Raw genomic sequence first — 22,294 nt, 5'->3', positions numbered from 1 at the left:
GGGGGAATTGCAATATCCATATATTTTTGCGATAAGGAGGGCTATTTGTGCCTGAGAGGAAATTTTCTGTATGCGGTCAGACTGTCGCGGTCAGCGCGGAATACGATTTGTATAACGCTATAAGGCTACAATTAGTGAAGGAAACCGCGAACGCCGTTAAGAAGTTCAGCAGTAAGTATGACTCTTACGGTAATATTGATAACGTCATGAGTCAGGGTTATAATGATGGCCTCTCTATAATAGCGGATGTTATCGTCAGACGTGTGATTGAAGGGATCTTGATGCAGCTTAAAATCTACGACATTGACGCAAAAAGATTCTTCGAGGATTTTTACCAGAAAGAATATTATTACTGGGACGATGCATTCAATAAAGTTCAGGATCAGTACATGTCCATACGTCTTGAGCAGGAGCAGCTCGATGAGTACCGTACGCAGAGAAGGCTGAACCGCTAGCGATGGGTAGGCGGGGGATTCGGGATTGGCGGTGCGCTTAAAGGAGGGCAAAGGCCGGAGCTATGAACATGGCTGAAGGGGCATTGCACGGACTCTTCAACGCGGGCGCAAAAGTTCTCAGCATGGCCGATGAAAGCAGGCAGAAAACCGCGCTCTACGAAAGCAGCACAACAAGAAACAGCCTACTTGCTGCAATATCGGCATCAGTCTTTCAGATGCACCTTGCTGTCTGGGAACTGTTCGAAAAACGTACAGGACGTATACTGCATGTTGACTGCATCGCTGAAGGCTCGCACAGGAGAGCGGATGCAATACGCAACAATTTAGCCGGAATGCCCAAGGAGGAAATACGCAGAATAATCACGCAGGTTATACTGGTGGATCCCTATAAGCCTGAGCTGTACAGCAAATTATTCTCAATCTTCGGCGACACTGACGGAGGACTTCGGAGCATAGCGGAGTATTTCGGCTTGGACACGTCAGTTTTCAGCGAGGCAAAAGAAGAATTAGCCGACAGAATTTTTTCTGAAAGCATAAAACAGCAGCTTGGAAAAGATGAACAGGCAGCTTTGAACGCAAAGGCACAGTATGAGCTTGCGCTGAGATCCAACGGTGCTGAAGATACCCAGTCCGCCCGGAAGAATCTCAGGGAAATAGAAGACGCACTGAATGATTTTGACCTCAAAGCCCGGACAATAACTTACCGCGTAAACACAAGGACATTTGACACAAGGGAAGAGACAGAAAAAGCGAGACATGAAGCGTTTGCTATTGATGGCCTTCTTCAGGGGCTGAACTACGAGGAAACAGAGTCAGACACAAAAAAAAGCCCTGCAAAGATTAGAGGGTTACACGCCTGAAATTCAGACAGTCTTTGATGACTACATGACAAAAATTAAAGACCTCATAAACTCCTTCAACGTTGAGGCCAGCACTGTAAAAATCGGCGGAAGAGGCATTGTTCTTGACCGCGAGGAAGCCGAGAAGCTAAAAGCCTCGCCGGAACTGAACGAGCTTGCAGGAAGCTGGGAAAAGTACAAGGCAGACAGGACTGGCGTGTCATTGGGCTATATCGCAGGGCTGATACGGAAAATGCCCGCAAAGATCCGCAATGAGTACTGGTTTCTGCTGAGAGGGTTCGAGAAAACACAGGAAAAGGCAATAAGCATGGCAAAAATCAGATTAAGCCGGGAAGCCTTGTTGTTTATGGCTGTTGCTGTGGCGGGGCTTGTGTTTATCGCGCAACACTGGCAGGGCTGGAACTGGTTCGGCCTGAAGGGAGTCGCGGCGGCGTTTATGGTCATCTTGCCTGGTATGGCATCAAACAGCGTGCCGGGCGGAAATTCCAGCTCAGACGAAAAACCCAATCCAAGCCGTGATTTTTTCAATGCGCTGGTGTGGCTTTACTGGGGAATTGCAATCCTGATAATCTCGCTGCCTTTGTGGGAGACTTACTCAGGGCTTGAACAGGTATTAATAGGCGCGGCTTTCCTGATAACAATACTGATGACAGTAGGCTTCCTTCGTGCCATTGAGAACAGTAAACAAAAAGCCGAGGAAAACGCCCGCAATGCCGCCGAATACGTCAGCGACTTCGAGAACCTCGCCTCACAATCGGAAGAGTACCGCGCATTCAGGGACTCTCACGCGAAATAACACGCACAAAAAATCCCCGGAGGTTTCACACTTCCGGGGACTGCATTTTCCTGAAATACTTACTGCGATATTGCTGATACCGGGCATGTTCCTACGCATGTCCCACACTCTACGCAAGCGTCCGCGTCAACTTTCGCTTTTCCGCCGTCTACTGAAATCGCCGAAACGGGGCAAGCTCCTACGCATGACTCACAGCCTACGCATACGCTCTCGTCTACTACTGCTTTTGCCATTATATTTTCCTCCCCTCGTTTTGTCTTGTTCATGACCGTCTGCCATAAAGCCCCTCAGCTCTATGACGCAATGAATTATATCACAGTTCAGCCGGAAATATATACCCGCCACCTTAACGCCTCACATAGCCACGCACTGCCCCCTGCCGAAATATGAGCCTCGATTTTTTCCGCGTCATCACACAGAGGCGCAACTAGATGAGTTACTCCCAGTGCCGAAAATGCCCCGGCCGCTGCAGGAATCCCCGGCCCCTGAAGGAAGCAGCCCTTCTTTTCGCGCAAAATATTCTGTGTCGACAGAAGCCACCTATCCCGAATCGCCTCAGGTGAAAGCCATACCCATTCAGCCTCACGCACTGCCCGCGAAAATTCTTCCTGCGGAAAACAGTCCTGCCTCCCCGAAAATCTGTCATCAAAAAACGCCGCCCGCCATCTCCAATCCCGCATAAACGGCACTAAATCCCGCTCATATCCCAGCACCGCAACTTTGTCCCCGCCGGCGCATGTCATCACAGCGTCGAGATACTGCCCGCCCGTTTCGGGGAACGGCAGTAACAGCGAACATGCAGCACTCGCCGCGGCAAACTCCTGCGGGAACGGTGAGACATAAAGCCCGGCTAATTCTTTCAGTGCTGACGACAATAATGATTGCGTGTGAACCGGGCGCGATGTGTGAGGCTCAATGCGCGAGTCGGGTACAAAGCCGACTCCTATACGCCCGTCCTCAGAAATGATACAGCTTGCGTGCCAGCCCAGTATGAGACGTGATACGGGGGAGTCTTTCACCGCCCGCAGTAAATTAGAGACTTCCGCGAAAAAGTTTGCGCCTTCTGTCAACGTAATAATTTCTTCACCAGATTGTACAGTCAAAATTTCTTCAGAATTACCCCCTGCGACCGCAAGAATATATTTTCCGGTTCGTTAGCCGAAATTTTCATTTGTCAGAATCTCAGCTCGTCAAAAATTTCACCGTCAAGAGTCTTCCACTGCATTCCCCATTCTTGAAGCATAATATAGCCTCTCGCACTTCCGTTCCGGGGAAGTGAAACAGAGCCGGGATTAGCGTAAATCATTCCCCTGTTCATTTTTTTCCGCATAGGAACGTGAGTATGACCCTGAAGAAGTATATCGGCTTTCGGCGGATTGTTCATGCCGTATTTATGGCCGTGTGTCGCAAAAATTACCTTCCCCCCGACAAACAGCAGGCAGTAATATGCCATTATCGGGAATTTCAGCATTCTTTGATCTTCCTCGTGATCGCAGTTTCCCCGAACGCAGAGAACAGAGTCCGCAATCCCGTTGAGCATGTCCGCGACTCCCTGACTCCCGTCAAGCAAATCCCCTAGCAGTAAAATTCTCTCTGCCCTCTCGCGCCTGAATGCCTCAAGCATTTTCCCGCAGTAATTTTCCGAGCCGTGAATGTCGGACGCAATTAACATCTTCACAGTGAAAGCCTCCCGCCGTAAATTTTTGTGTAAATATAGTATAATCTATCGAAAATTTTAACGATTTAGGAGTGTGCAGAATACATGAGCGGCATAATGGACACTATCATGTATTACAACGGGATCGTCAACAATTTTGTGTGGGGCGCACCCGTTTTAATATTGCTCGTGGGAACAGGCGTATACCTGACGCTGCTTCTCGGTATGCCTCAGTTCAGGTACTTCTTTGACGCAATGTCAGAAGTCTTCAGCTTCCGGAAAATGTCAAACGACGGCGAGAGCAAAGCTATCTCATCATTCGCGGCAATGGCTACGGCAATGGCGGCAACTGTCGGTACAGGAAACGTAGCAGGAGTCGCGACAGCCCTTCACTTGGGCGGGCCGGGGGCGTTAGTGTGGATGTTAATTTCGGCTGTGTTCGGAATGTGCACAAAGTTCGCTGAAGTTACGCTCGCTGTCCACTACAGGCAGAAGGACGCACACGGGGACTGGCGCGGGGGTACAATGTACATCCTCGAAAAGGGCGCAGGCCAGGCATTAGGGCCGGGAGTCGGTGCGTTTGTCGGGAAAGTCCTCGCGATTCTCTTTGCGCTGTTCGCGTTCCTTGCGTCATTCGGAATCGGCGCGGCGACTCAGGCAAATTCAGCGGCTGAAGCTATGTCTATGGGCTGGGGAGTAGATCACCTCTACAGCGGAATCGTAATGGCTATTCTTGTCGCGCTCGTCATAATCGGCGGGCTTCAGAGCCTCTCGAAAGTAACAACGCTCATAGTCCCCTTCATGGCGATATTCTACATCGGCGGAGCGGCCTACGTCCTAATCATGAACGCGTCAATGATTCCTGAGACTGTCTCACGCGCCGTACACCTTGCCTTCAACAATCCGCTTGAGACCTTGCCCGGAGCTTTGGCAGGCTGGGGAGTGAAAGAGGCAGTGCAGAGAGGAATCGCGAGGGGCGTTTTCAGCAATGAGGCTGGTATGGGTTCCGCCCCTATGGTTCACGCAACGGCGAACGTTGAACACCCGGTACAGCAGGGCTTCTACGGAATATTCGAGGTCTTCATGGACACGATAGTGATATGCACAATGACGGCTCTTGTAGTCATGGTAACAGGCACTCTCACTAGCTCGCCCGATCTCACAGGCGCACAGCTCACGCTTCAGGCTTTCGAAAACGCTCTCGGCACTCCGGGGAAATATGTCCTGTCGGTAGGGCTTCTTCTTTTCGCGTTCACGACAATATTAGGCTGGTACTGGTACGCGGAAACGGCAGTAACATATCTTTTCGGAATCTGGTGCAAGCCGTTAATGAAAGTGCTGTGGATCGCGATGATTCTTATCGGCGCGGCGGGCGGTCAGTTCATGGGCGCGGAGGGTAACCAGTTCTTGAATAACATCTGGGACATTTCCGACACGCTGAACGGATTAATGGCACTCCCGAACCTTGTCGGACTCCTGATTTTGTCGGTAACGCTGAAGCGCATTGTGAGCGATTACGACGAGAAGTACGGAACACCGAGCGACAGATTATTGACCTCACCGCAGAAAATTTTTGTGGCGAAAATTCAGTATATCGTTGTCGGGCTTATCGCGGTTGCAATGGGAATGACGGCGTTCTTTGCGTACCGTTCACTTTTCGCGGGGCTTGCGATTGTACTGGGACTCCTCACGGCTTACAGGAGGCAGACGCTTTTGGGCTTCCTCGCGGTGATACTGGGTATTGCGGCATCGGCCATGTAGAAGAATTGAAATTCAGCCCTCCTCGTTCGCGGGGAGGGTATTTTTTCGGAAGGGTCAGCAGTGGAGAAAGAGACAAAAGAAATTTCTGCGGACGATGGCAAGTCAACAGATATTTGCATGGACATTGCGAGGCTGGAATACGAGTATTCATTCAAGCGGGCGGAGAAATACGACAACAAGGTGTATGTCCTTCTGACTGTGTGCGGGTTCATTCTCGTGATGTTCACGGGGGCAGTCGGGAATATCGGCGAGATTGACATTCTTCACCCGTTCCGAAGCGGATGGATTGCGGCGTATGATATTCTGCTTGCGCTGTGCGTGATGGGAATGATTACGGTTTTGGTGAGGCTGATTGACGGAATATCAGGGCTTAACCTTAGACGGCATGACTCAAGTGAAATCATCAGGCAAAGTATGACTTCAAAAAATCCCAAGTTTGTTGCAATGTTTACCATCATCCAGTATGAAGACGCAAAAGAGTATAATAATGCTCAAATCGCCGGAAGATATAAATCTCTGGACAGAACAGTGAAGATACTGCACGTTGTGGTGATACTGCTTGTAGCTCTTACCATCGTGAGCAGTTTTGCAGTAAGGACAGAAGGGATTAACTGATGGACACTCACACCGAACCGAAATCATTGACCACTGATGAGTTAATCGCGTTTCTTGAGGAATGGGAGAAGAACCCCCGCCCTATAGACCCGGCGGAAGTCGGACTCAGGCGCAAGGATTCCCCGTATAGCTACGAGACAGTCTACGAGGGCGACTTCAGCATAAAGCTACCCGGCTTTCTCGGCAGAATCGCAAAATTCCTTTTCGAGTAACCAGCGCAAAAACATACCCCCCGGAATTTCCCCGGAGGGTATTTTCTTGTCTCAGAGACCATCACGCAGAAACACCCGCAAGAATCATGAAGCCACCCGCGCTGTCTCTTATCCTCAAATGAAGCTCCCGACAAAAACAACGCCCCCCGGATTTTCCCGGAGGGCATTCCTTCCTCATGTGTCCTGCTCCCTGCCTCGCGTGAGCCTAAGCCCGCCGCTGGAGTCTCGTATGGCTTTAGGATGGAGTCTAGTTAGCACCCTTGTCGAAGATGAGCATTGTGATTGTACCAGCAGTTGAACTCACAGTCATGCCGAGAGCTGTAGCGCGAGCACCGAGTTTAGTCATAACCCTATTCTTCTCATTCGTCTCGCCGCCTACCGTGCAGGTGATCGTATTACCATCAACCGTATATTTGCAACCCGAGTTTGCTATCTCTGTTTGAGCACCGCCGCTCAGATATTTTGAGATAGCACTCATCGGTATTGACACATCACTAGATGCATTCCCTACATTATCGACATAGTACGCCAGTGCCGCGGTCTTGATGGCTCTCATGTTGCCGATGATAGTAGCCGCCTTCGCCGATGATACAGCCTCAGTGCTGGAGATCATCATCATAGCTGAGAGAATGCCAATTACCACGATGACGATCAGCAGTTCCACAAGGGTGAAGCCCTTACGTTTTGAACCACGTTTCATGATTATCAAATCCTCCTGTAACTTTGTTGTGTTGATGAGTTTTGCCTATTGGCGCGGAGTTTTTTTCTGTTTCTTATCATACCCCCCTGCGCTTTTCATGTGTATTTTATAGCACCGAATTTTTATTTTTGCAACTCACGCCGCTATTATTACTCGGTCATTTCCCGCCCGGCCTTTAGATTACGGACATGTAGACATCCCCGCCGCCGTCATATTCTGAGGAGTCCTGAATGCCTTTGAGGAGGCCGAGAGATTTTGCGCGGGCTTTGAGCTTTTCCCTGACTTTCTCCGCCGAAGCACCTCCCAGCGAGCATTTGACGTAATACTTTCTGTTGTCATCATCGTGTTCAATGCTGTATGTACAGCCTGATGTGTTAAGCCGCGAACTTGTAACCCCTCCGCCTATATAGGGCAGGACATTTTCCAGAGTCAGAGAAATTTCCTCGTTCTCTTCTTGGCAATGGACACAATAAGCAGTTGCCGCCGTCTTTATGACCCTCATGTTGTCCTCGATTACAGCGGCCCTAGATGACGCAATAACATCAATTCCCGCGACAATCATAATGGCCGAGAGGATGCCGATTATAACAATTACAATCATCAACTCAACAATCGTAAAGCCTCCGCGTTTCATGATAATTCCTCCTGTAGATTTTGACTGCGGTAAACTTTTCTGACTTGGCAATGATATGACGTGCAGAATTTTACCGCGCCGGAAAATTTCTGCAACACGGCTGATATAATGCAGTGCGCCGGAAAACACAATATATTCATGCGGAACGTCGATAATACACACAAGGAGGATGATATTTCATGACAGAAAAATTTTTGAGGGCAGTTATTCTTGTCGCGGTAATATTCTCGTTCGCGTCATCGGCTTTCGCGTCCCAAGCGTCGGAGGCGGTCAACAACTTCGCATTCAATGCCGCAAAAATCATCGCGGGTGATTCGGGGGAGAGCTTCTTTTTCTCGCCCTACAGCATAATTTCAGCTTTCGGGATGGCTTATGCCGGGGCTGAGGGCGACACGGCGCTGGAAATTGAGCAGGCTCTCGGAATAACGCAGGACGTTCACGCCTCACTCGGAGAAATGACACGGAGTCTTGACGGGAGCGGCTATATTTCATCGGCCAATAGAATATGGCTGAAGGAGGGACTCAATCTCCGCACAAGCTACACGGATTTATTGAGGCTGAATTACAACAGCACGGTGAAAGAGCTTGACATGAAGAAAAAAACGGAGGAGTCCCGGCGCGAGATAAATAACTGGGTGAGCGAAAAGACCCATGACAGAATCAATGACCTTCTGCAGACGCTTGACCCTGAGACGCGCATGGTAATCACGAATGCGGTATACTTCAATGCGGAATGGCGCGACAAATTTCCCAAGTCAGCAACAACAACAGAGAGATTCAACACGAACGGCCCGAACTACAAGGATGTTGACATGATGAAACAGCGCGGTGATTTTCGCTACTATGAGTCCGGCGGAGTGAAGGCTGTAATTCTGCCCTATCTCGGCGGTAGGCTGTCGATGGTAGTGATACTGCCCCCGAAAGGCCGTCCCGATGTGCTGAAAAATTTTGACGCTGGGAAATTTTCGGAGTGGCTCGAAAAAATGGAGGTCTACGATGTTGATTTGTGGCTGCCGAAATTCCGGGCTGAGGAGAAATACGAGCTGAGGGGAATATTTGAGGCACTCGGAGTCAGGCAGGCATTCACGGATGACGCGAATTTTTCGGGGATTACTGCTGATGAGCCATTGAAGGCGGACGGTGTAATTCATCAGACGTTTATTGACGTTGACGAGGAAAGGACAGAGGCGGCGGCGGCTACGGCGATTCCGATGATGGTCGGTTCAGCTATGCCGGAAGCGAGGCCGTTTGCGGAGTTCCACGCGGATCACCCGTTCATATACTTCATCACGGACAATGCAACCGGGGCGATATTGTTCATGGGCTACCAGTCATTTATGTAGACTGGGGGAAAAGATTTGCGGCCAGTTCCGTTTTTGGGCTGACCGCTTTTTTTGTGTCTCAGAAATTGAGGGGTGCTGCGTTTTCGATTGCGGGGATTAGGCGTTCTTTGACGGATTTTATGAGAGAGCCGATCATTTCCGGGTCATTTCCGAGAAGCCGGAAGCCGTGCCATGACATCATGAAGTTGCAGCAGGGCATGAGAATCTGTGTCTGAGCGTCAATTTCTGCCTGTGAGGAAAGCCCAAAATATGTACCGCACATTGTCCGCCATACTTCCGGGGCGTAATCGAAATCGAATCCCAGAAGCCCGCGCCGCTGTTCGGGGGTAAACCTTCCTACCTGTGTCTTGGGAAGGATAATATACGCCAGCATGAGTCCTACAACGTCAAAAACCGGGTGGCCTATAGCCGCGTCCCCTATGTCGATTAGCTGAAATTCTCCGTCCCTCACCATGATATTTTTCGAGTTGAAGTCGCCGTGAAGGAATGTATTTCTGTCGGGAATGCTGTCAATGAACGCCCGAATCTTTCCGGCTTCCTCGTCTGTCAGCGAGCCTGACACGGAGTCGAGCCATGCTAATGCTTCCTGCTTTCGGCTTGGGAGTCCTGAGTCTTTGCCCGGGACAATCTGGTGAAGCCTCTTGAGGAGTTCCGCGCTCTTCCGGCACAATTCCGGGATTCTCGCCGGGTCTCTGCTGATGATCTGCGCGACTGTCTCAGCGTCAAGCATTTCATAGACAACGCCGAAAGAGTCCCCGCATTTCACAGCGTCATATGATATTGCTGTCGGGACTCCCATGAGAAAGGCTTTCTGTGAGATATTGCGCTCGCGTTCGACAAATTCGAGTGTGAGTCCGGGGTTGTAGATTTTGGCGATAGTCTCAGCGTCGAGCCTGTAAACTTTCCCGTAACCGCCTGAGCCTATGAACTCGCAGCCGTCAACCGAAATTTCCCGGAGCTTCTTGCGGACATCAAACAGCTCTGTGAACCCGGTAACCTCCATAATGTTGTAGACATCATTCGAGGCGTTAAGAATCTTCAGGGGAGTCGGCGAGAGTTTACGGAGCTTCATTAGGACTCGGAGTCCGGCTGAGGAAATGTAGGTGAGTTTTTCCGCGTCAATGATGATTTCTGCGCCGGGGGATTCTTCTGCTGACGTGAGGAGGGATTTTTCTGTTTCGGCGGCGTTGTTGGAGTCAATTCGGCCTTCAAGATATAACGTTTTTGTTGCTGACATTGCTACTGCTCCTTTATTCGAGAAATCTTGCTCTCAGAGTGTCAAGCTGTTCTTCAGTTACTCCGAGTTCCTTTGTGATGTAGCCTGTTACGGAGGAATAATTTTCCTTCAGCCAGTTCAGCGCGTTAATCATATACTGCGGGTCAACCTCGTCCATAGCCTTCATGAATCTGTCGAGATCATCTCCGCTTATGCCACGGGCTGTGAGCATTTCCCGTTCAGCCGCAATCAGTTTTGCGTTGAATGCGTTAGTCAGCATGTAATCGGCCATGATTGTATCCTCGTCAGCACCGAGAGCCGAAAGAATCAGCATAGCCGCAATCCCGGTTCTGTCTTTGCCCTGGGTGCAGTGGAAGAGGAATGATTTTCCTTCCGGGAGGGCTAGAATTTCCCGGAACATTCTGCCGTAGCTTTCTTTTCCCTGAGAGCCTGAAAGAAGGTCAATGTATAAATGATCTGTCAGGATTCCCGAATTGACAGCGAGTTTCAGTGTCTCTATTTTGTCGGACAGGTTGATTTTCACGCCATGCTCCTCGATATATTTCTGCTGTATTTCCATCATGGCTTTCTCGTCAAAGATTGGCAGATGAATATTTTTCGCGCCGGGAATTTCGGGATCCTGGGCGGCGTTCCTTTCGAGTGTCAGCCGGAGATCTGCGACAACAGAAAGGTGATAATCGTCCTGAAGCCTGCTGATGTCCGCGCTTGTTGCCCCGTGCAAAGCCGCTGTGCGGAGAAAGACTCCGTGCTTGACCGTCCTGCCTCCTGAGACTGAATACCCGCCAAGCTCCCGGGCGTTCCCGACTCCATGAAGGCCGATGCTCTGAGACTCCTCCGCGAGTGATAAGCCTGCTATGCTGACAGACAGCGCGATGATTAGCAGTCCTAACATAAATTGCTTCATTGCTGTAATATTTCCTCCTTTGAGTTTTGGAGACAGATTATATTATTTGCTACTTCATTTCAAGGGAGCTGAGAATTTCTCCGAGTGTCTCAGCGTTGTTGACAAAGCCAGTGCCGATAATGAGCATGTAGAAATCCTCATCGCCCGCTATTGTTGCCTGGCTGATTCCGTTGTTGAACTCGAAACTGTATCCGCCATCGTCATCGCTCACAGGGTCAGTGCCGTGAAGCTCACGCGAAAATTTCAGCGCAAGGCCGTGAATCGATTCCCCGCGGGGACTGCCCGCCGTAATTGTGAGTGAGCCGGAGCGGTCATCAGCATTCACGCTCACGACATCGCCGGACTCGTTTGCCGTCCACCCTTCCGGGACATTCAGCGAAAAATATCGGAAGTCTTCAACGTCAGCACACGCGCATTCAGCAGTCAGCAGAAAAATCACGCACACTATTACGCGCCTAATCATTTCCGGCCTCCGTGAACGTCAAAAAGATTCAGCCTCAATGCGTTTGTTACGACACAGAAACTTGACAGGCTCATTGCCGCCGCTCCGAACATGGGATCTAACTTCAATCCGTACAAACCCGCCGCCAATGGAATCCCGATTACGTTATAGACGAACGCCCAGAAGAGATTTTGCCGGATGTTTCGCAGAGTCGCCCGGCTGAGTCTCACGGCTGAGGCTACATCCTTCAGCGAGCTTTTCATGAGTACAACGTCAGCCGCGTCAATGGCTATGTCAGTCCCCGCGCCGATGGCTATTCCTATGTCAGCGCGAGTCAATGCGGGAGCGTCATTAATTCCGTCCCCTACCATTGCGACACGTCCGGCCTTCTGCAATTCGCGTATCACGGACTCTTTTCCATCAGGCAGGACTCCCGCTATGACCTCATCGACTCCGGCTTCATGGCCGACTGCTTTGGCTGTGCGCTCATTGTCGCCCGTGAGCATTACGACTCGGATTCCCATTCCCTGCAATTCTTTCACGGCCTCTTTGCTGTCGGGCTTGATTGTGTCGGCAACGGCTATAATCCCGATGACCTCATCACCCTTCACGAACATTAACGGAGTTTTCCCGGCCTCCGAAAATCTTTCAGCCTCGCGGGTAAGTCTCTCGCTGACCGAAAATTTTTCCCCGATAAACTTCACGCTTCCGCCTGTGAGTGTTGAGCCGTCATTGAGACTCGCTGTCAGTCCGTTTCCGGGGAGTGCCTGAAAGTTTCTGACTTCCTGAAAGTTTATGCCCTTTTCCTTTGCGTAAGATACTACGGCTTTTGCTAACGGGTGCTCGCTTTTGGACTCTAGGGAGTATGCGAACTTCACTAACTCTTCTTCTAGGAAATCCCCGCACGTGAATATGTCTGTAACTTTAGGCTCACCGCTTGTGATTGTCCCGGTTTTGTCGAGTGCCGCGGCTGTGATTTTCCCGGTCTCCTCAAGTGCTGAGGCTGTCTTGAAGAGTATACCGTTTTTCGCTCCGACACCGTTCCCGACCATAACAGCAACGGGAGTCGCAAGCCCTAACGCGCAGGGGCAGCTAATCACGAGGACTGCTATACCGTAAGACAGAGCATCGCCGAAAGATTTTCCCGCGATAATCCATCCGATTACGACACACACGGCAATCACTATCACTGACGGGACGAATACACCGCAGACTTTATCGGCGATTTTTGCTACGGGTGCTTTTGTGGCGGCGGCATCGCTCACCATGCGTATAATCTGCGACAATGTAGTGTCATGGCCGACTCTTGTTGCCTCGCACTTAATGTAGCCTGACTGATTCACCGTTCCTGCTGAGACTGAGTCGCCGGGGGCTTTGTCTGCGGGTATGCTTTCTCCTGTGAGGGCTGACTCATTGACGGCTGTATTTCCCTCTGTGATTATTCCGTCAACCGGGATATTCTCGCCGGGCTTGACGATGAATATCATACCCCTCGTAACCTGCTCGACCGGGATAACGTGTTCTTTTCCCCCGTGAAGTATCGTTGCTGTTTTGGGTGATAATTTCATGAGGCTCTTTAGCGCGTCCGTAGTGCGTCCCTTTGAGCGAGCCTCTAACATTTTGCCGACAGTGATTAGTGTCAGAATCATTCCGGCTGATTCAAAGTAGAAATCATGAACCGAGAACGCCCCGCCCTTTGTCATCATGAAGAGAACGTAAACGCTCCACGAGAATGACGCAAACGAACCCATAGCAACAAGCGTATCCATGTTAGGCCCTGCGTGAAGGAGAGACGAGAATCCCGACACAAAAAATTTCTGGTTGATGATCATGATTATTGCGGCGAGAATCATTTGAGCGAGTCCCTGCGCTATATGATTGCCTGCAAAAAATTCCGGCAGGGGAAGATTCAGCATATGTCCCATAGAGAAATACATTAACCCGGCTAGGAATGCCAGCGAAAAAATCAGTCGGCGTTTCAGGGCGGGAGTCTCGCGGTCTGCTAATGCGTCTTCCTCCTGTGAGTGTGAGACCTGCGGGGCATCCGGGACTTTCAGGGAGGCACCGTACCCGGCTTTCTCGACTGCGGCGATTACGGCGGAGGAGTCCGCAGTGCCTTCAACGGTCATGGAGTTAGTGAGGAGGCTCACGGCGCAGGAAGTTACGCCCGGGACTTTCTTGACGGCTCTTTCTACCCGGGCTGAACATGCCGCGCAGCTCATGCCTGTAACGTTATATTGCTCTGACATTAATATTCACGGCCTTTTCTTGTGTGATGGGAGCATTATATCAACAGCGTATAATCTCAGCGTTCACAAAAAATTTCACACGAAAGAAGGCAAAACATGACCGATGATATTTGCAGGGGGCGCAAACCCGTAACAGACCTCCTCACAAAATCGCCGTCCCGGTGCGCCAAGCTCATTGTCGCCAACAATGTCCGGCCTCCGTTCCTCGATGAGCTTCTCGACATGGCAAGAGCCGCTAATGTTCCGTGGCAGATAGCCGCACCCGAAGCACTCGACAAACTTTCAGGCGGGGAAAAACATCAGGGCGTAATATGCCGTCTCACTCAGGCCAAAACCCTAGGGCTTGAAGACTTCCTGAAGACTGTTGACCCGAAATCACCCTGCCTCGCCGTGATACTTGATCACATAGAAGACCCGCATAACCTCGGTGCGGTGATACGTTCGGCGGAAGCGGGCGGAGCGTCATGCGTCGTTTACGCGAAAAGAAGATCCGCAGTCCCGAATGACACCGTGATAAAGACCAGCGCGGGAGCATCATTGCGTCTTCCGTTAATCCCCGTCAGCAACATCACGCAGACTATTGAACGCTTCAAGGAGTCAAATTTCTGGGCTGTAGGGCTTGACGCTAACACGGGCGAGTCATTATGGGCGGAAAATTTGCCCGGACGCTGTGCGCTTGTTGTCGGTGCTGAAGGCGAGGGGCTTTCGCGGCTTGTGCGTAACACATGCGACATTCTCAGGAAGATTCCCATAAAGCAGGAGGGAGTCAGCTCACTGAATGCGAGCGTTGCGGCGGCCTTGGGCATATTCGAGTGGGCGAGAGTGAACGCGGTATAATTCTCACGTCAGCAAAACATTTCACACAGGGAGGCAAAATTATGGTACGTGTAAGATTCGCTCCGAGTCCAACAGGCGCGCTTCACATAGGCGGGGGGCATACTGCGCTGTTCAATTGGCTCTGGGCGCGGCACAATCACGGGAAATTCATTCTCCGCATTGAGGATACAGACCTTGCCCGCTCAACGAAAGAATACGAGCAGACAATCATGTCCGGGATGGTCTGGCTTGGTCTTGACTGGGACGAGGGGCCTGACATCGGCGGGGATTACGGGCCTTACAGACAGTCCGAGAGACTCGGCATTTACCGGGACTACGCTAATCAGCTTGTTGACATGGGCAAAGCGTACAGGGACGGGGACGCGATAATTTTCCGCGTTGAGCCGGGGCAGGATATATCGTTCCGTGATATAGTGTACGGACAAATTGACGTTATGAGCGACGGACTCAGGGAGAAAGACTCGGACAAGCTCAAAGACATAGTAATCATTAAGAGCGACGGAATGCCGACGTATAACTATGCTGTTGTTGTTGACGATCACCTCATGAATATCACGCACGTAATCAGGGGGGAAGATCATATCTCGAACACGCCCAAGCAGATTTTGATTTACCGTGCGTTAGGCTGGGACGTTCCCGAATTTGCGCACCTTCCCATGATTTTGGGACGCGACAAAAAGAAACTCAGCAAGCGGCACGGAGCCACAAGCATATACGAGTACAGGGATATGGGCTACATGCCTGACTCAATGTTCAACTTCCTTGCGTTATTGGGATGGTCAGCGGGGGACGACAAAGAGATTTTCACGAGAGATGAAGCGGCGAGTCTGTTCGAGCTTTCACGGGTAACAAGAAAGGCGGCAGTGTTCGATTTCGACAAGCTGAACTACATCAATCAGGAACACTTGAAGGCGTTATCCCCTTCCGTAAGGCTGTCGATGGTTCGTCCTTTCTGGGTTGAGGCGGGACTCCCTGTTGAGGCTGTCGAAGCTGAGAGGGGCGTGAAATATCTTGAGGACGCATTGACGCTCATGGCCGGAAGGGGGCGCACGGCAAAAGAGATGTCAGAGTTTGCCGACTATTTTGTGTCGTTTGAACCTGTGAAATCGAGATGGAGCGCGGAAGGCGTTGACCGTGAGAAGCTGAAGCCGTTTATGTCTGAGATACTCACTCATGAAAACTGGAAGGCCGGAGAGCTTGAAGAGGCTGCAAGGTCATGGATTGGGAGTCATGAAGGGGCAAAGATGAAGGATTACGCGATGCCTTTGCGTTTTGCGCTGACTGGAATGAAGGTAAGCCCGGGAATTTTCGAGGTCGCCGAACTTATGGGACGCGAGGAATGCCGGAAGAGGCTTGAATATTTCGGGCTGATATAAAGAAGTCCCCCCTTGCAGTGAACGAGGGGGGATTTTTTTCTGCTACGGTTCTGTGTGAGGTCTTAATATTTGCTTTGTGATTGCCTCATCGTCTATCGCCTCAACCAGCGCGGAGACTTTCTGCCGCATTGCGGTTAGTGTGCTGTATGTCAGGTCAATATACGAATCAGCGGTGTATTTCAGCTTTTTATGCTCCGCCTTGAATTTATCATCAGCAAAGCCGTCAGCGTGAACTAGCTTGTGCCTGATTTCGAGATAATATACAGCTTCCTCAATGATATTCTGCCGGACTTCAAGCCCTAGCCTGCCGCAAACTTTCCCAATCAGTTTTATGGTACTTCGTTCGCTCTCCAGCCCCTGAAATATTAGGTTAATGACTTCACCGACAATATCGCCGCTCTGAGCGTAAGTAAGAATATCTTTCAGGGACATATTCAGCTTGGATAGATCTCCTACTATGCGTCCGGGTGATGCTTTCATGTTCGAGAACGCTTCAGCAAGCGCAGATCTGAGATATGATGCAAATTCCTCATACAAATCTTTGACATAGGCGGCGGACATTGTTGCCTTAGCGTGTGTTGCTATCTTTATGCGGTTATCCTGGGACACGTCATATCTTGCTATATAGGGATATTTTGCCGGATCCATTTTGCTGAACAGACTGCTGTTTGCTGTATTGGTAGCTGATACTTTGTGCTAATAGTCAGCGTTGGACAGTTTAACATTCGGCATATAATTTTCAAGCACTCACTGAATTTTGAATCCCGCAATAAGGGGAACATGATCCGATGGACACTCCCATTTACGCGGCTCAATGTCAGGTCGGCAAAACTCGGCCAAGTCCGCCAGTTTCGGAGACGCAAGCATGTGATCAATCCGCCAGCCTATATTGCGGTCAACAGCACTTTTCACGCGGTAATCGTAGAAAGTATACACACCGGGATTTTTGTCGAACAGCCTCAATACATCAATTAGGCCGTTTTTTGTGTCCCGGAAAATTTGCCGTATCTCATCGCTGAAGCACGCATGATTCCGCTTTGCCTCCGGGTGATTCACGTCTTCAGGCTCCGGCGCAACGTTCAAATCACCGAGCCACAGGAACAGGCCATCCTTTTCGCGCTCAATGATATTTTTGACGCGGGCGAGAAATTCCTTCTTCACCTGAAAGTCATGGTGATCGATGGATTTCCCCTGAGGAACGTAAGTATTAAGGACGGTGAAATTTTTGTGCCTGAGAGTCATTACCCTTGTGTCAAATTCCCCGCCGTCAAATCCGAATGACACATCGACATCATCAATGTCATTCTTCACGAGAGCCGCCACACCGTTATAGCTTTTTCCCCCGTGATAATATGACCTGTAGCCAAATTCCTGAAACGCTAGAGCCGGGAAAAATTCATCCTGAGTCTTTGTCTCCTGCATGAAGAGGAAATCAGGCGCGAAAATTTTCAGCCACCGCTCCAAAATCGGCAGGCGTGTCCGTACGGAGTTGACGTTGAATGTCGCTGTTATCATAAAAAATCGTCCTCCTGTCATGTTATAATCCGCGATAAAATTATCACACCAATTTATATTATTCAGGAGGAAAATATTTCCCGTTGAGCAGGCAGGTAAATCTACTGAAAAATACATTGATTTTCTCCTTGGGAACTATACTGCCCAAGTTCGGAGTCTTCATCACGCTTCCAGTGCTGACAGGCTGCTTGACGAAAATTGAGTACGGAATATTTGACCTTGTTTTCGTGGTGTTTTCGATGGTGCTTCCTATTACCACCCTAAGCATCAGGTCAGCAGCATTCCGTTACCTTATCGATGCCCGGAAGAATCTCCCCGAAATCAGAAGCATTATCTCAAACACCGTGATTTTTACCGCTGTCATGTCTCTAGTTACGCTGATTCCGTTTTTCTTCTTCATTCCGGGAAAGCCCTCAGTGCGACTTCTGGCCTGCGTCTATATGTCCGTAAGCCTCGCCAACAATACAATGGGTCTTTTCACGCGTGGGCTGGGAAACAATCTGGATTACTCGTTAAGCTCCGTTATAAATGCCTCGTTCAAGGTGCTGTTCATAATTATACTTCTCTGGCTGTTCCGTGCCGGACTCCCCGGTGCAATAGCTTCCGTGCTTCTTGCGTCGGCCTCGTCAATGTGTTTCCTGATGTACAGGCTCAGAATATTCAGCCTCATAGACCTGTCTCTGTTCAGCGCGGAAAAGATAAAGCAGCTGCTTTCATATTCATGGCCGAGTGTCTTCAACAGCCTTGCATGGTGGATAATTCATGCCTCAGACAGATTCCTCATTGTCTCGTTCATAGGTCTTCCCGCCAATGCCGCCTACGCCGTAGCCCACAAAATACCGCACCTCCTGAATATCGCTAACGGCACTTTCTCTATGGCATGGACTGAGAATGCCAGTCTGGCAATGAAGGACAAAGACAGGTCAGAGTACTACACTTACATGTTCAGGGGAATTTTTGACCTCATGGCCGGGCTGCTAGGGCTGATAATCGCTTCAACACCCGTGCTTTTCGCAATCCTCGTGCGCGGTGATTACTCTGACGCTTACAATCAGATGCCAATTCTGTTCATGGCTTCATTCTTCAGTATAATCAGTGCTTTTCTCGGAGGAATTTACACTGCCAACAAAAACACGAAAGGAATAGCGACCACAACATTTATGGCCGCAATATGCAACCTCACTATAAATCTTGCGCTGATTAAGTTTATCGGGATATATGCCGCTTCAGTCTCAACAGTGGTAAGCTATGCCGTTGTTGGTGCAGTCAGAATGAAGGAATGCAGGAAAATGGTCAGCATTAGATATGACAAGAAGCACGTGATTTTTGTCGTGCTGTTCCTCTCGCTTATGTGCGCGCTTTGCTTTGTGAGGAATATATATCTTGACGCAGCAAATATCATCATGAGCATAATATTTTTCACCGCGCTGAACAAAAACATTATCATAACTTTGTGGAAGAAATCATCAGCCAAGCTCGCAAAATTCCGCGCAAAATAAAAGCCTCCCCGTTATTCTGAGGAGGCAATATGCTTATTTCCCGGCGGCTCTGTCCCGCAGGACTCTCCGCAGAATTTTCCCTGTCCCTGAAAGAGGAAACTCCGTAACAAATTCTACCCTTCTCGGAACTTTGAAATGTGCGAGGTGTTCTTTTGCGTACTTGATTATTTCGCGCTCGTCCGTTTTTGCTCCGTCCTCAAGCATGATATACGCCTTGGGAATCTGACCGTTTATGTCGTGAGGCATTCCCACAACAACAGCCTGACGCACCGCAGGATGTTCGGCCAAAACTTTCTCGACTTCCTGCGGGTAAACGTTGAAGCCCCCGACAATGATAATATCCGTAACCCGGTCAAGAATATACACATATTCTTCGCCGTCATGAGTCTCAAGCCTCACATAGTCGCCGGTGTTCAGGAAGCCTTCAGCGTCGAATCTCTCGGCGGTAATCTCCGGGGCGTGAAGGTAGCCGGGAGTTACGGACGGCCCTTTCACCCACAATACTCCCTCGCGTTCTGTCGTGTCTTCCCCTTCGCGTGTCTTGAGCTTGTACTCATAGCCGGGAATAACGGGGCCGATGCTGCCCGTTTTCTGTGTAACGCAGTCATGATTGACGCAGATAACCGGGGAGGTTTCCGTGAGGCCGTAGCCCTCCATTATGTCGCGCCCAAGAAACTTTAACGCCTGCTTATGCACATTGGGATTCAGCTTGTCGCCTCCCGTGCAGATTATGCGGATACGGGCTAGGGGTTCGGGGGGCATTTTCCCTTTCTCAACCGACATCATAAGGAACGACATTATTGCCGGGACTACGAACATCACATCAATTTTCGCCTCTGTTATGGCGCGTATTGTCGGTGTCGGCGGAAGGAATGACGGAGCAATAGCCAGCTTTCCGCCCATCGTAAGCGGAAGGATTATCGTTACAGTGTAGCCAAATGAATGGAAGTTAGGCAGCACCGTGAGGAATGTATCTTTTCCGCTCATGCTTGTTACAGTGTCGCGGACGGCCTGACAGTTTGACGCTAAATTTTCGTGTGTTAATGGGACGGCTTTCGGGAGTCCTGTCGTGCCTGAAGTGGCGAAAATCACGGCCAGCGAGTCAGATTCGGGACTCTGAGTTTTTCCCGTGAACGCAGGAAGGCTCACACTGTCAAGCGAACACGTAATGAACGGCCATTTATCCATGAGGCCGGGAATCTCATGCTCTGCGATTACCGCGAAAGGCTGAATCAGGTCAAGAGTCCCCGTCAGCGATTCGAGTCCGGCTTTCTCGTTGAGGGGGCAGAATATCCCGCCGAGTTTCCACACAGCGAGCGACAATGCAGGGATGAGCGGAGAATTTCTGAGCATTACGACAAGTTTCTGACCGCGTGTGAAGCCTGAAGCCCGTAATACGTTCTCACAGTTGCTGATGAGTGAGAGAAGGTCTTTGTGGGTATGCCATTTTCCGTCCCACCAGCAGCAATTCTCGGAGGGGTTTTCTTCAAGCCTAGGCATGATGATATTTTCGAGGCGCATTAATTTTTCTCCCTTTCTTTCTGACGCAGAACGCGCCGCAAAATTTTCCCTGTCGCCGAAATCGGAAGGCTGTCGACAAACTCAACACTACGCGGGACTTTGTAGTGTGATAATCTCTCTTTGCAGAATTTCACTAATTCCCCTTCTGTTACTTCCGCTCCCTGCTGCTTAATCACGTATGCTTTCGGGACTTCCCCGCTAATGTCGTTGGGCATTCCGACAACTACGGCCATGTTGACGGCGGGATGTTCGGCAAGAATCGCTTCAACCTCCTGCGGGTAGACGTTGAACCCTCCAACTATGATGATGTCCGTAACTCGGTCAAGAATCTTGATGTAGCCGTCCGCGTCAATCTGAACATAGTCGCCCGTGTTGAACCAGCCGTCAATGAATCGCTCCTTGTTGATTTCGGGCGCGTGGTAGTAGCCTGCTGTAACGGAAGGCCCCCGCGTCCACAAAACGCCCTCGCCCGGTATGCTCTGAATTTCTCCCGACTCACTTCTCAGCTGTAACTCAAAGCGCGGCAATGCTGGCCCGACAGTGCCGAGTTTGCGGACAGAGGGATTCGGGTTGACCGCCAAAACGGGAGAACATTCCGTGATTCCGTAGCCCTCAATCACAGGAACGCCGAAAGCCGCCGTGACTCTGTCGTCAATTTTCGGGTTGTACCTGTCGCCCCCGGCAATCAATAACTTTATGCCCGATAACTTTTTGCCCTGCTTTTCGAGATATGACGCGACAAATCCCAGCATTGTCGGAACGAGAAGAAGCACAGTAGGGTGAGTCGCCTCCACAGCCTTGATGACGTTTGACGGAGGCATGAAGCCCGTAACGACTACCTGAGTCGCGCCCAGCACAAACGGTAACACGCAGCAGATTGTGAAGCCGAATGCGTGAAAATTCGGTAGGACGTTCAGCAGGGAGTCTTCCGGCTTGAGGTCTGTAACGTGTTCGAGGCAGGCGTTGATGTTGTCGAGAATGTTGGCGTGTGTGAGAGGTACGGCTTTAGGGTCTCCTGTTGTGCCTGACGTGGAGAATATTACAGCTAATGTTTTGTCGTAATCGTCCGCAGTCTGAGTCTTGCCTGCGAATTTCTCCGCGCCCGAAAATTTTTCGTTGCCCAGTCTCACGCAAGGCCATTCCGCTTTTGTGAGGGCTGACTCTAAATCACTCTTCACGCCTTCAGACAGTATCACCGCAAACGGCTTCAGCAGGTCAAGAGTCTTCAGCAGGGAAATTTCCCCGGTCTTCTCGTTGAGCGGGCAGAAAACTCCGCCGAGCCTCCAGCACGCAAGAATCACCGCAAGAGTCATGGGTGAGTTCGGCATGAGTACTGCAAGCCGCTGACCCTCCGAGAATCCCGAATCCCGCAGCATTTCAGTACACCTGTCAGCAAGCACCGCGAAATCTTTACGGCTAATCCATCCGCCATTGAACCAGCAGCAATTATCCTCAGGCTTTGAGGACAAATATTTATCCATAATTTTATCCAGCCGCAATTTTTTTCATTATCTCCTTTCTTTTGACACGATAAATCAGAGAGCAGGAAGACAGATTTGACACGGGTAAAAATTTCCCTGCCCCTGAATTTCTGAACATGTGAAAATGAATCCTCCTGTGTGAAACTTTTGTATGTACAGAGAATTTTATCAAACACGGCTCAATCTCCATATATCCCGCT

General features: G+C 50.2%; 23 protein-coding genes. 10 read left to right on the top strand and 13 right to left on the bottom strand.

All coding sequences use genetic code 11. The features are described 5' to 3' along the window. Positions 1-47 precede the first annotated feature (47 nt). The 3 genes from IKQ95_09600 (at position 48) to IKQ95_09590 (ending at position 2,111) form a co-directional block, all read left to right on the top strand. A complete protein-coding gene (locus IKQ95_09600) occupies positions 48-455 on the top strand; it encodes a hypothetical protein (protein MBR4196951.1) in 408 nt (135 codons plus the stop codon). A 68-nt stretch (positions 456-523) separates the two neighbouring features. After that, positions 524-1,315, top strand: a complete 792-nt coding sequence (locus IKQ95_09595; GenBank protein MBR4196950.1) for a hypothetical protein — start codon at positions 524-526, stop codon at positions 1,313-1,315. Positions 1,316-1,340: 25 nt separating this feature from the next. Further along, the gene (locus IKQ95_09590; protein ID MBR4196949.1) at positions 1,341-2,111 is read left to right on the top strand and encodes a hypothetical protein; all 771 of its coding nucleotides are present in this window, start codon (positions 1,341-1,343) and stop codon (positions 2,109-2,111) included. A 59-nt stretch (positions 2,112-2,170) separates the two neighbouring features. On the opposite strand, the gene IKQ95_09585 is transcribed toward IKQ95_09590, so the two are convergent. From IKQ95_09585 to yfcE, 3 genes are all read right to left on the bottom strand, one after another. Then, positions 2,171-2,344: a 4Fe-4S binding protein gene (locus IKQ95_09585; GenBank protein ID MBR4196948.1), complete on the bottom strand. Its 174-nt coding sequence runs from the start codon at positions 2,342-2,344 to the stop codon at positions 2,171-2,173. 87 nt (positions 2,345-2,431) lie between these two features. Then, complete coding sequence (locus IKQ95_09580; GenBank protein MBR4196947.1) at positions 2,432-3,181, bottom strand: hypothetical protein; 750 nt, start codon at positions 3,179-3,181, stop codon at positions 2,432-2,434. Between the two features lie 104 nt (positions 3,182-3,285). Continuing rightward, positions 3,286-3,789, bottom strand: a complete 504-nt coding sequence (gene yfcE / locus IKQ95_09575) for a phosphodiesterase (GenBank protein MBR4196946.1) — start codon at positions 3,787-3,789, stop codon at positions 3,286-3,288. Positions 3,790-3,885: 96 nt separating this feature from the next. Between yfcE and IKQ95_09570 the strand changes: the two genes are divergently transcribed. Genes IKQ95_09570 through IKQ95_09560 form a run of 3 tightly spaced genes read left to right on the top strand, consistent with a single transcriptional unit; the run spans position 3,886 to position 6,356 of the window. Further along, on the top strand, positions 3,886-5,529 hold the full coding sequence (locus IKQ95_09570) for a sodium:alanine symporter family protein (GenBank protein MBR4196945.1): 1,644 nt from the start codon (positions 3,886-3,888) through the stop codon (positions 5,527-5,529). 60 nt (positions 5,530-5,589) lie between these two features. Continuing rightward, positions 5,590-6,144 carry a hypothetical protein gene (locus tag IKQ95_09565; protein MBR4196944.1) on the top strand — a complete coding sequence of 185 codons (555 nt, stop codon included), beginning with the start codon at positions 5,590-5,592 and terminating at the stop codon, positions 6,142-6,144. Next, positions 6,144-6,356, top strand: a complete 213-nt coding sequence (locus IKQ95_09560; protein ID MBR4196943.1) for a hypothetical protein — start codon at positions 6,144-6,146, stop codon at positions 6,354-6,356. Before IKQ95_09565 ends, IKQ95_09560 begins: the two co-directional genes overlap by 1 nt. Positions 6,357-6,603: 247 nt before the next feature. Here IKQ95_09560 and IKQ95_09555 read toward each other — a convergent pair whose 3' ends face one another. Further along, positions 6,604-7,056 carry a type II secretion system protein gene (locus tag IKQ95_09555; GenBank protein ID MBR4196942.1) on the bottom strand — a complete coding sequence of 151 codons (453 nt, stop codon included), beginning with the start codon at positions 7,054-7,056 and terminating at the stop codon, positions 6,604-6,606. A 175-nt stretch (positions 7,057-7,231) separates the two neighbouring features. Next, positions 7,232-7,690 (bottom strand): prepilin-type N-terminal cleavage/methylation domain-containing protein, encoded by a 459-nt coding sequence (locus IKQ95_09550; GenBank protein ID MBR4196941.1) that lies wholly within the window; start codon positions 7,688-7,690, stop codon positions 7,232-7,234. A gap of 179 nt (positions 7,691-7,869) precedes the next feature. Between IKQ95_09550 and IKQ95_09545 the strand changes: the two genes are divergently transcribed. Further along, on the top strand, positions 7,870-9,033 hold the full coding sequence (locus IKQ95_09545; GenBank protein MBR4196940.1) for a serpin family protein: 1,164 nt from the start codon (positions 7,870-7,872) through the stop codon (positions 9,031-9,033). Positions 9,034-9,091: 58 nt separating this feature from the next. On the opposite strand, the gene IKQ95_09540 is transcribed toward IKQ95_09545, so the two are convergent. From IKQ95_09540 to IKQ95_09525, 4 genes are read right to left on the bottom strand one after another with little or no spacing between them, the layout of a single operon-like run. Further along, positions 9,092-10,270: a phosphotransferase gene (locus IKQ95_09540; protein ID MBR4196939.1), complete on the bottom strand. Its 1,179-nt coding sequence runs from the start codon at positions 10,268-10,270 to the stop codon at positions 9,092-9,094. 13 nt (positions 10,271-10,283) lie between these two features. After that, positions 10,284-11,174, bottom strand: coding sequence for a tyrosine-protein phosphatase (locus tag IKQ95_09535; protein MBR4196938.1), 891 nt, complete (start codon positions 11,172-11,174; stop codon positions 10,284-10,286). Between the two features lie 49 nt (positions 11,175-11,223). Beyond that, positions 11,224-11,637, bottom strand: a complete 414-nt coding sequence (locus IKQ95_09530) for a hypothetical protein (GenBank protein ID MBR4196937.1) — start codon at positions 11,635-11,637, stop codon at positions 11,224-11,226. After that, positions 11,634-13,865: a copper-translocating P-type ATPase gene (locus IKQ95_09525; protein ID MBR4196936.1), complete on the bottom strand. Its 2,232-nt coding sequence runs from the start codon at positions 13,863-13,865 to the stop codon at positions 11,634-11,636. The genes IKQ95_09530 and IKQ95_09525 overlap by 4 nt, the downstream gene beginning before the upstream one ends. 96 nt (positions 13,866-13,961) lie before the next feature. Between IKQ95_09525 and rlmB the strand changes: the two genes are divergently transcribed. Together rlmB and gltX are read left to right on the top strand one after the other, a co-directional pair. After that, a complete protein-coding gene (gene rlmB / locus IKQ95_09520; protein MBR4196935.1) occupies positions 13,962-14,702 on the top strand; it encodes a 23S rRNA (guanosine(2251)-2'-O)-methyltransferase RlmB in 741 nt (246 codons plus the stop codon). Between the two features lie 41 nt (positions 14,703-14,743). Further along, positions 14,744-16,078, top strand: coding sequence for a glutamate--tRNA ligase (gene gltX / locus IKQ95_09515; protein ID MBR4196934.1), 1,335 nt, complete (start codon positions 14,744-14,746; stop codon positions 16,076-16,078). Positions 16,079-16,120: 42 nt separating this feature from the next. Here the strand turns inward: gltX and IKQ95_09510 are convergent, their stop codons facing one another. Together IKQ95_09510 and xth are read right to left on the bottom strand one after the other, a co-directional pair. Then, entirely contained in the window at positions 16,121-16,726 is a 606-nt protein-coding gene (locus IKQ95_09510) for a hypothetical protein (protein ID MBR4196933.1), read from the bottom strand. Positions 16,727-16,825: 99 nt separating this feature from the next. Further along, positions 16,826-17,593: an exodeoxyribonuclease III gene (gene xth, locus IKQ95_09505; protein MBR4196932.1), complete on the bottom strand. Its 768-nt coding sequence runs from the start codon at positions 17,591-17,593 to the stop codon at positions 16,826-16,828. Between the two features lie 83 nt (positions 17,594-17,676). On the opposite strand from xth, the gene IKQ95_09500 reads away from it, so the two are divergent. Next, the gene (locus tag IKQ95_09500) at positions 17,677-19,092 is read left to right on the top strand and encodes an oligosaccharide flippase family protein (protein ID MBR4196931.1); all 1,416 of its coding nucleotides are present in this window, start codon (positions 17,677-17,679) and stop codon (positions 19,090-19,092) included. Positions 19,093-19,125: 33 nt separating this feature from the next. On the opposite strand, the gene IKQ95_09495 is transcribed toward IKQ95_09500, so the two are convergent. Together IKQ95_09495 and IKQ95_09490 are read right to left on the bottom strand one after the other, a co-directional pair. Further along, a complete protein-coding gene (locus tag IKQ95_09495; protein MBR4196930.1) occupies positions 19,126-20,613 on the bottom strand; it encodes an AMP-binding protein in 1,488 nt (495 codons plus the stop codon). Next, entirely contained in the window at positions 20,613-22,094 is a 1,482-nt protein-coding gene (locus IKQ95_09490) for an AMP-binding protein (GenBank protein ID MBR4196929.1), read from the bottom strand. The genes IKQ95_09495 and IKQ95_09490 overlap by 1 nt, the downstream gene beginning before the upstream one ends. Positions 22,095-22,294 lie beyond the last annotated feature (200 nt).

It is taken from the genome of Synergistaceae bacterium, from assembly GCA_017540085.1.
Taxonomy (GTDB): domain Bacteria; phylum Synergistota; class Synergistia; order Synergistales; family Aminobacteriaceae; genus JAFUXM01.
The sequence above is the reverse complement of the archived record's forward strand: the minus strand, read 5'-3'. Positions and strand labels throughout refer to the sequence as shown.

Bases quoted from the DNA above. Each gene is read 5' to 3' on its own strand.
- IKQ95_09595 (MBR4196950.1), top strand. From the start codon at position 524: ATGGCTGAAGGGGCATTGCACGGACTCTTCAACGCGGGCGCAAAAGTT.
- IKQ95_09590 (MBR4196949.1), top strand. From the start codon at position 1,341: ATGACAAAAATTAAAGACCTCATAAACTCCTTCAACGTTGAGGCCAGC.
- IKQ95_09585 (MBR4196948.1), bottom strand. From the start codon at position 2,344: ATGGCAAAAGCAGTAGTAGACGAGAGCGTATGCGTAGGCTGTGAGTCA.
- IKQ95_09570 (MBR4196945.1), top strand. From the start codon at position 3,886: ATGGACACTATCATGTATTACAACGGGATCGTCAACAATTTTGTGTGG.
- IKQ95_09560 (MBR4196943.1), top strand. From the start codon at position 6,144: ATGGACACTCACACCGAACCGAAATCATTGACCACTGATGAGTTAATC.
- IKQ95_09555 (MBR4196942.1), bottom strand. From the start codon at position 7,056: ATGAAACGTGGTTCAAAACGTAAGGGCTTCACCCTTGTGGAACTGCTG.
- IKQ95_09550 (MBR4196941.1), bottom strand. From the start codon at position 7,690: ATGAAACGCGGAGGCTTTACGATTGTTGAGTTGATGATTGTAATTGTT.
- IKQ95_09545 (MBR4196940.1), top strand. From the start codon at position 7,870: ATGACAGAAAAATTTTTGAGGGCAGTTATTCTTGTCGCGGTAATATTC.
- IKQ95_09540 (MBR4196939.1), bottom strand. From the start codon at position 10,270: ATGTCAGCAACAAAAACGTTATATCTTGAAGGCCGAATTGACTCCAAC.
- IKQ95_09535 (MBR4196938.1), bottom strand. From the start codon at position 11,174: ATGAAGCAATTTATGTTAGGACTGCTAATCATCGCGCTGTCTGTCAGC.
- IKQ95_09530 (MBR4196937.1), bottom strand. From the start codon at position 11,637: ATGATTAGGCGCGTAATAGTGTGCGTGATTTTTCTGCTGACTGCTGAA.
- IKQ95_09525 (MBR4196936.1), bottom strand. From the start codon at position 13,865: ATGTCAGAGCAATATAACGTTACAGGCATGAGCTGCGCGGCATGTTCA.
- rlmB (MBR4196935.1), top strand. From the start codon at position 13,962: ATGACCGATGATATTTGCAGGGGGCGCAAACCCGTAACAGACCTCCTC.
- gltX (MBR4196934.1), top strand. From the start codon at position 14,744: ATGGTACGTGTAAGATTCGCTCCGAGTCCAACAGGCGCGCTTCACATA.
- IKQ95_09510 (MBR4196933.1), bottom strand. From the start codon at position 16,726: ATGGATCCGGCAAAATATCCCTATATAGCAAGATATGACGTGTCCCAG.
- xth (MBR4196932.1), bottom strand. From the start codon at position 17,593: ATGATAACAGCGACATTCAACGTCAACTCCGTACGGACACGCCTGCCG.
- IKQ95_09495 (MBR4196930.1), bottom strand. From the start codon at position 20,613: ATGCGCCTCGAAAATATCATCATGCCTAGGCTTGAAGAAAACCCCTCC.
- IKQ95_09490 (MBR4196929.1), bottom strand. From the start codon at position 22,094: ATGGATAAATATTTGTCCTCAAAGCCTGAGGATAATTGCTGCTGGTTC.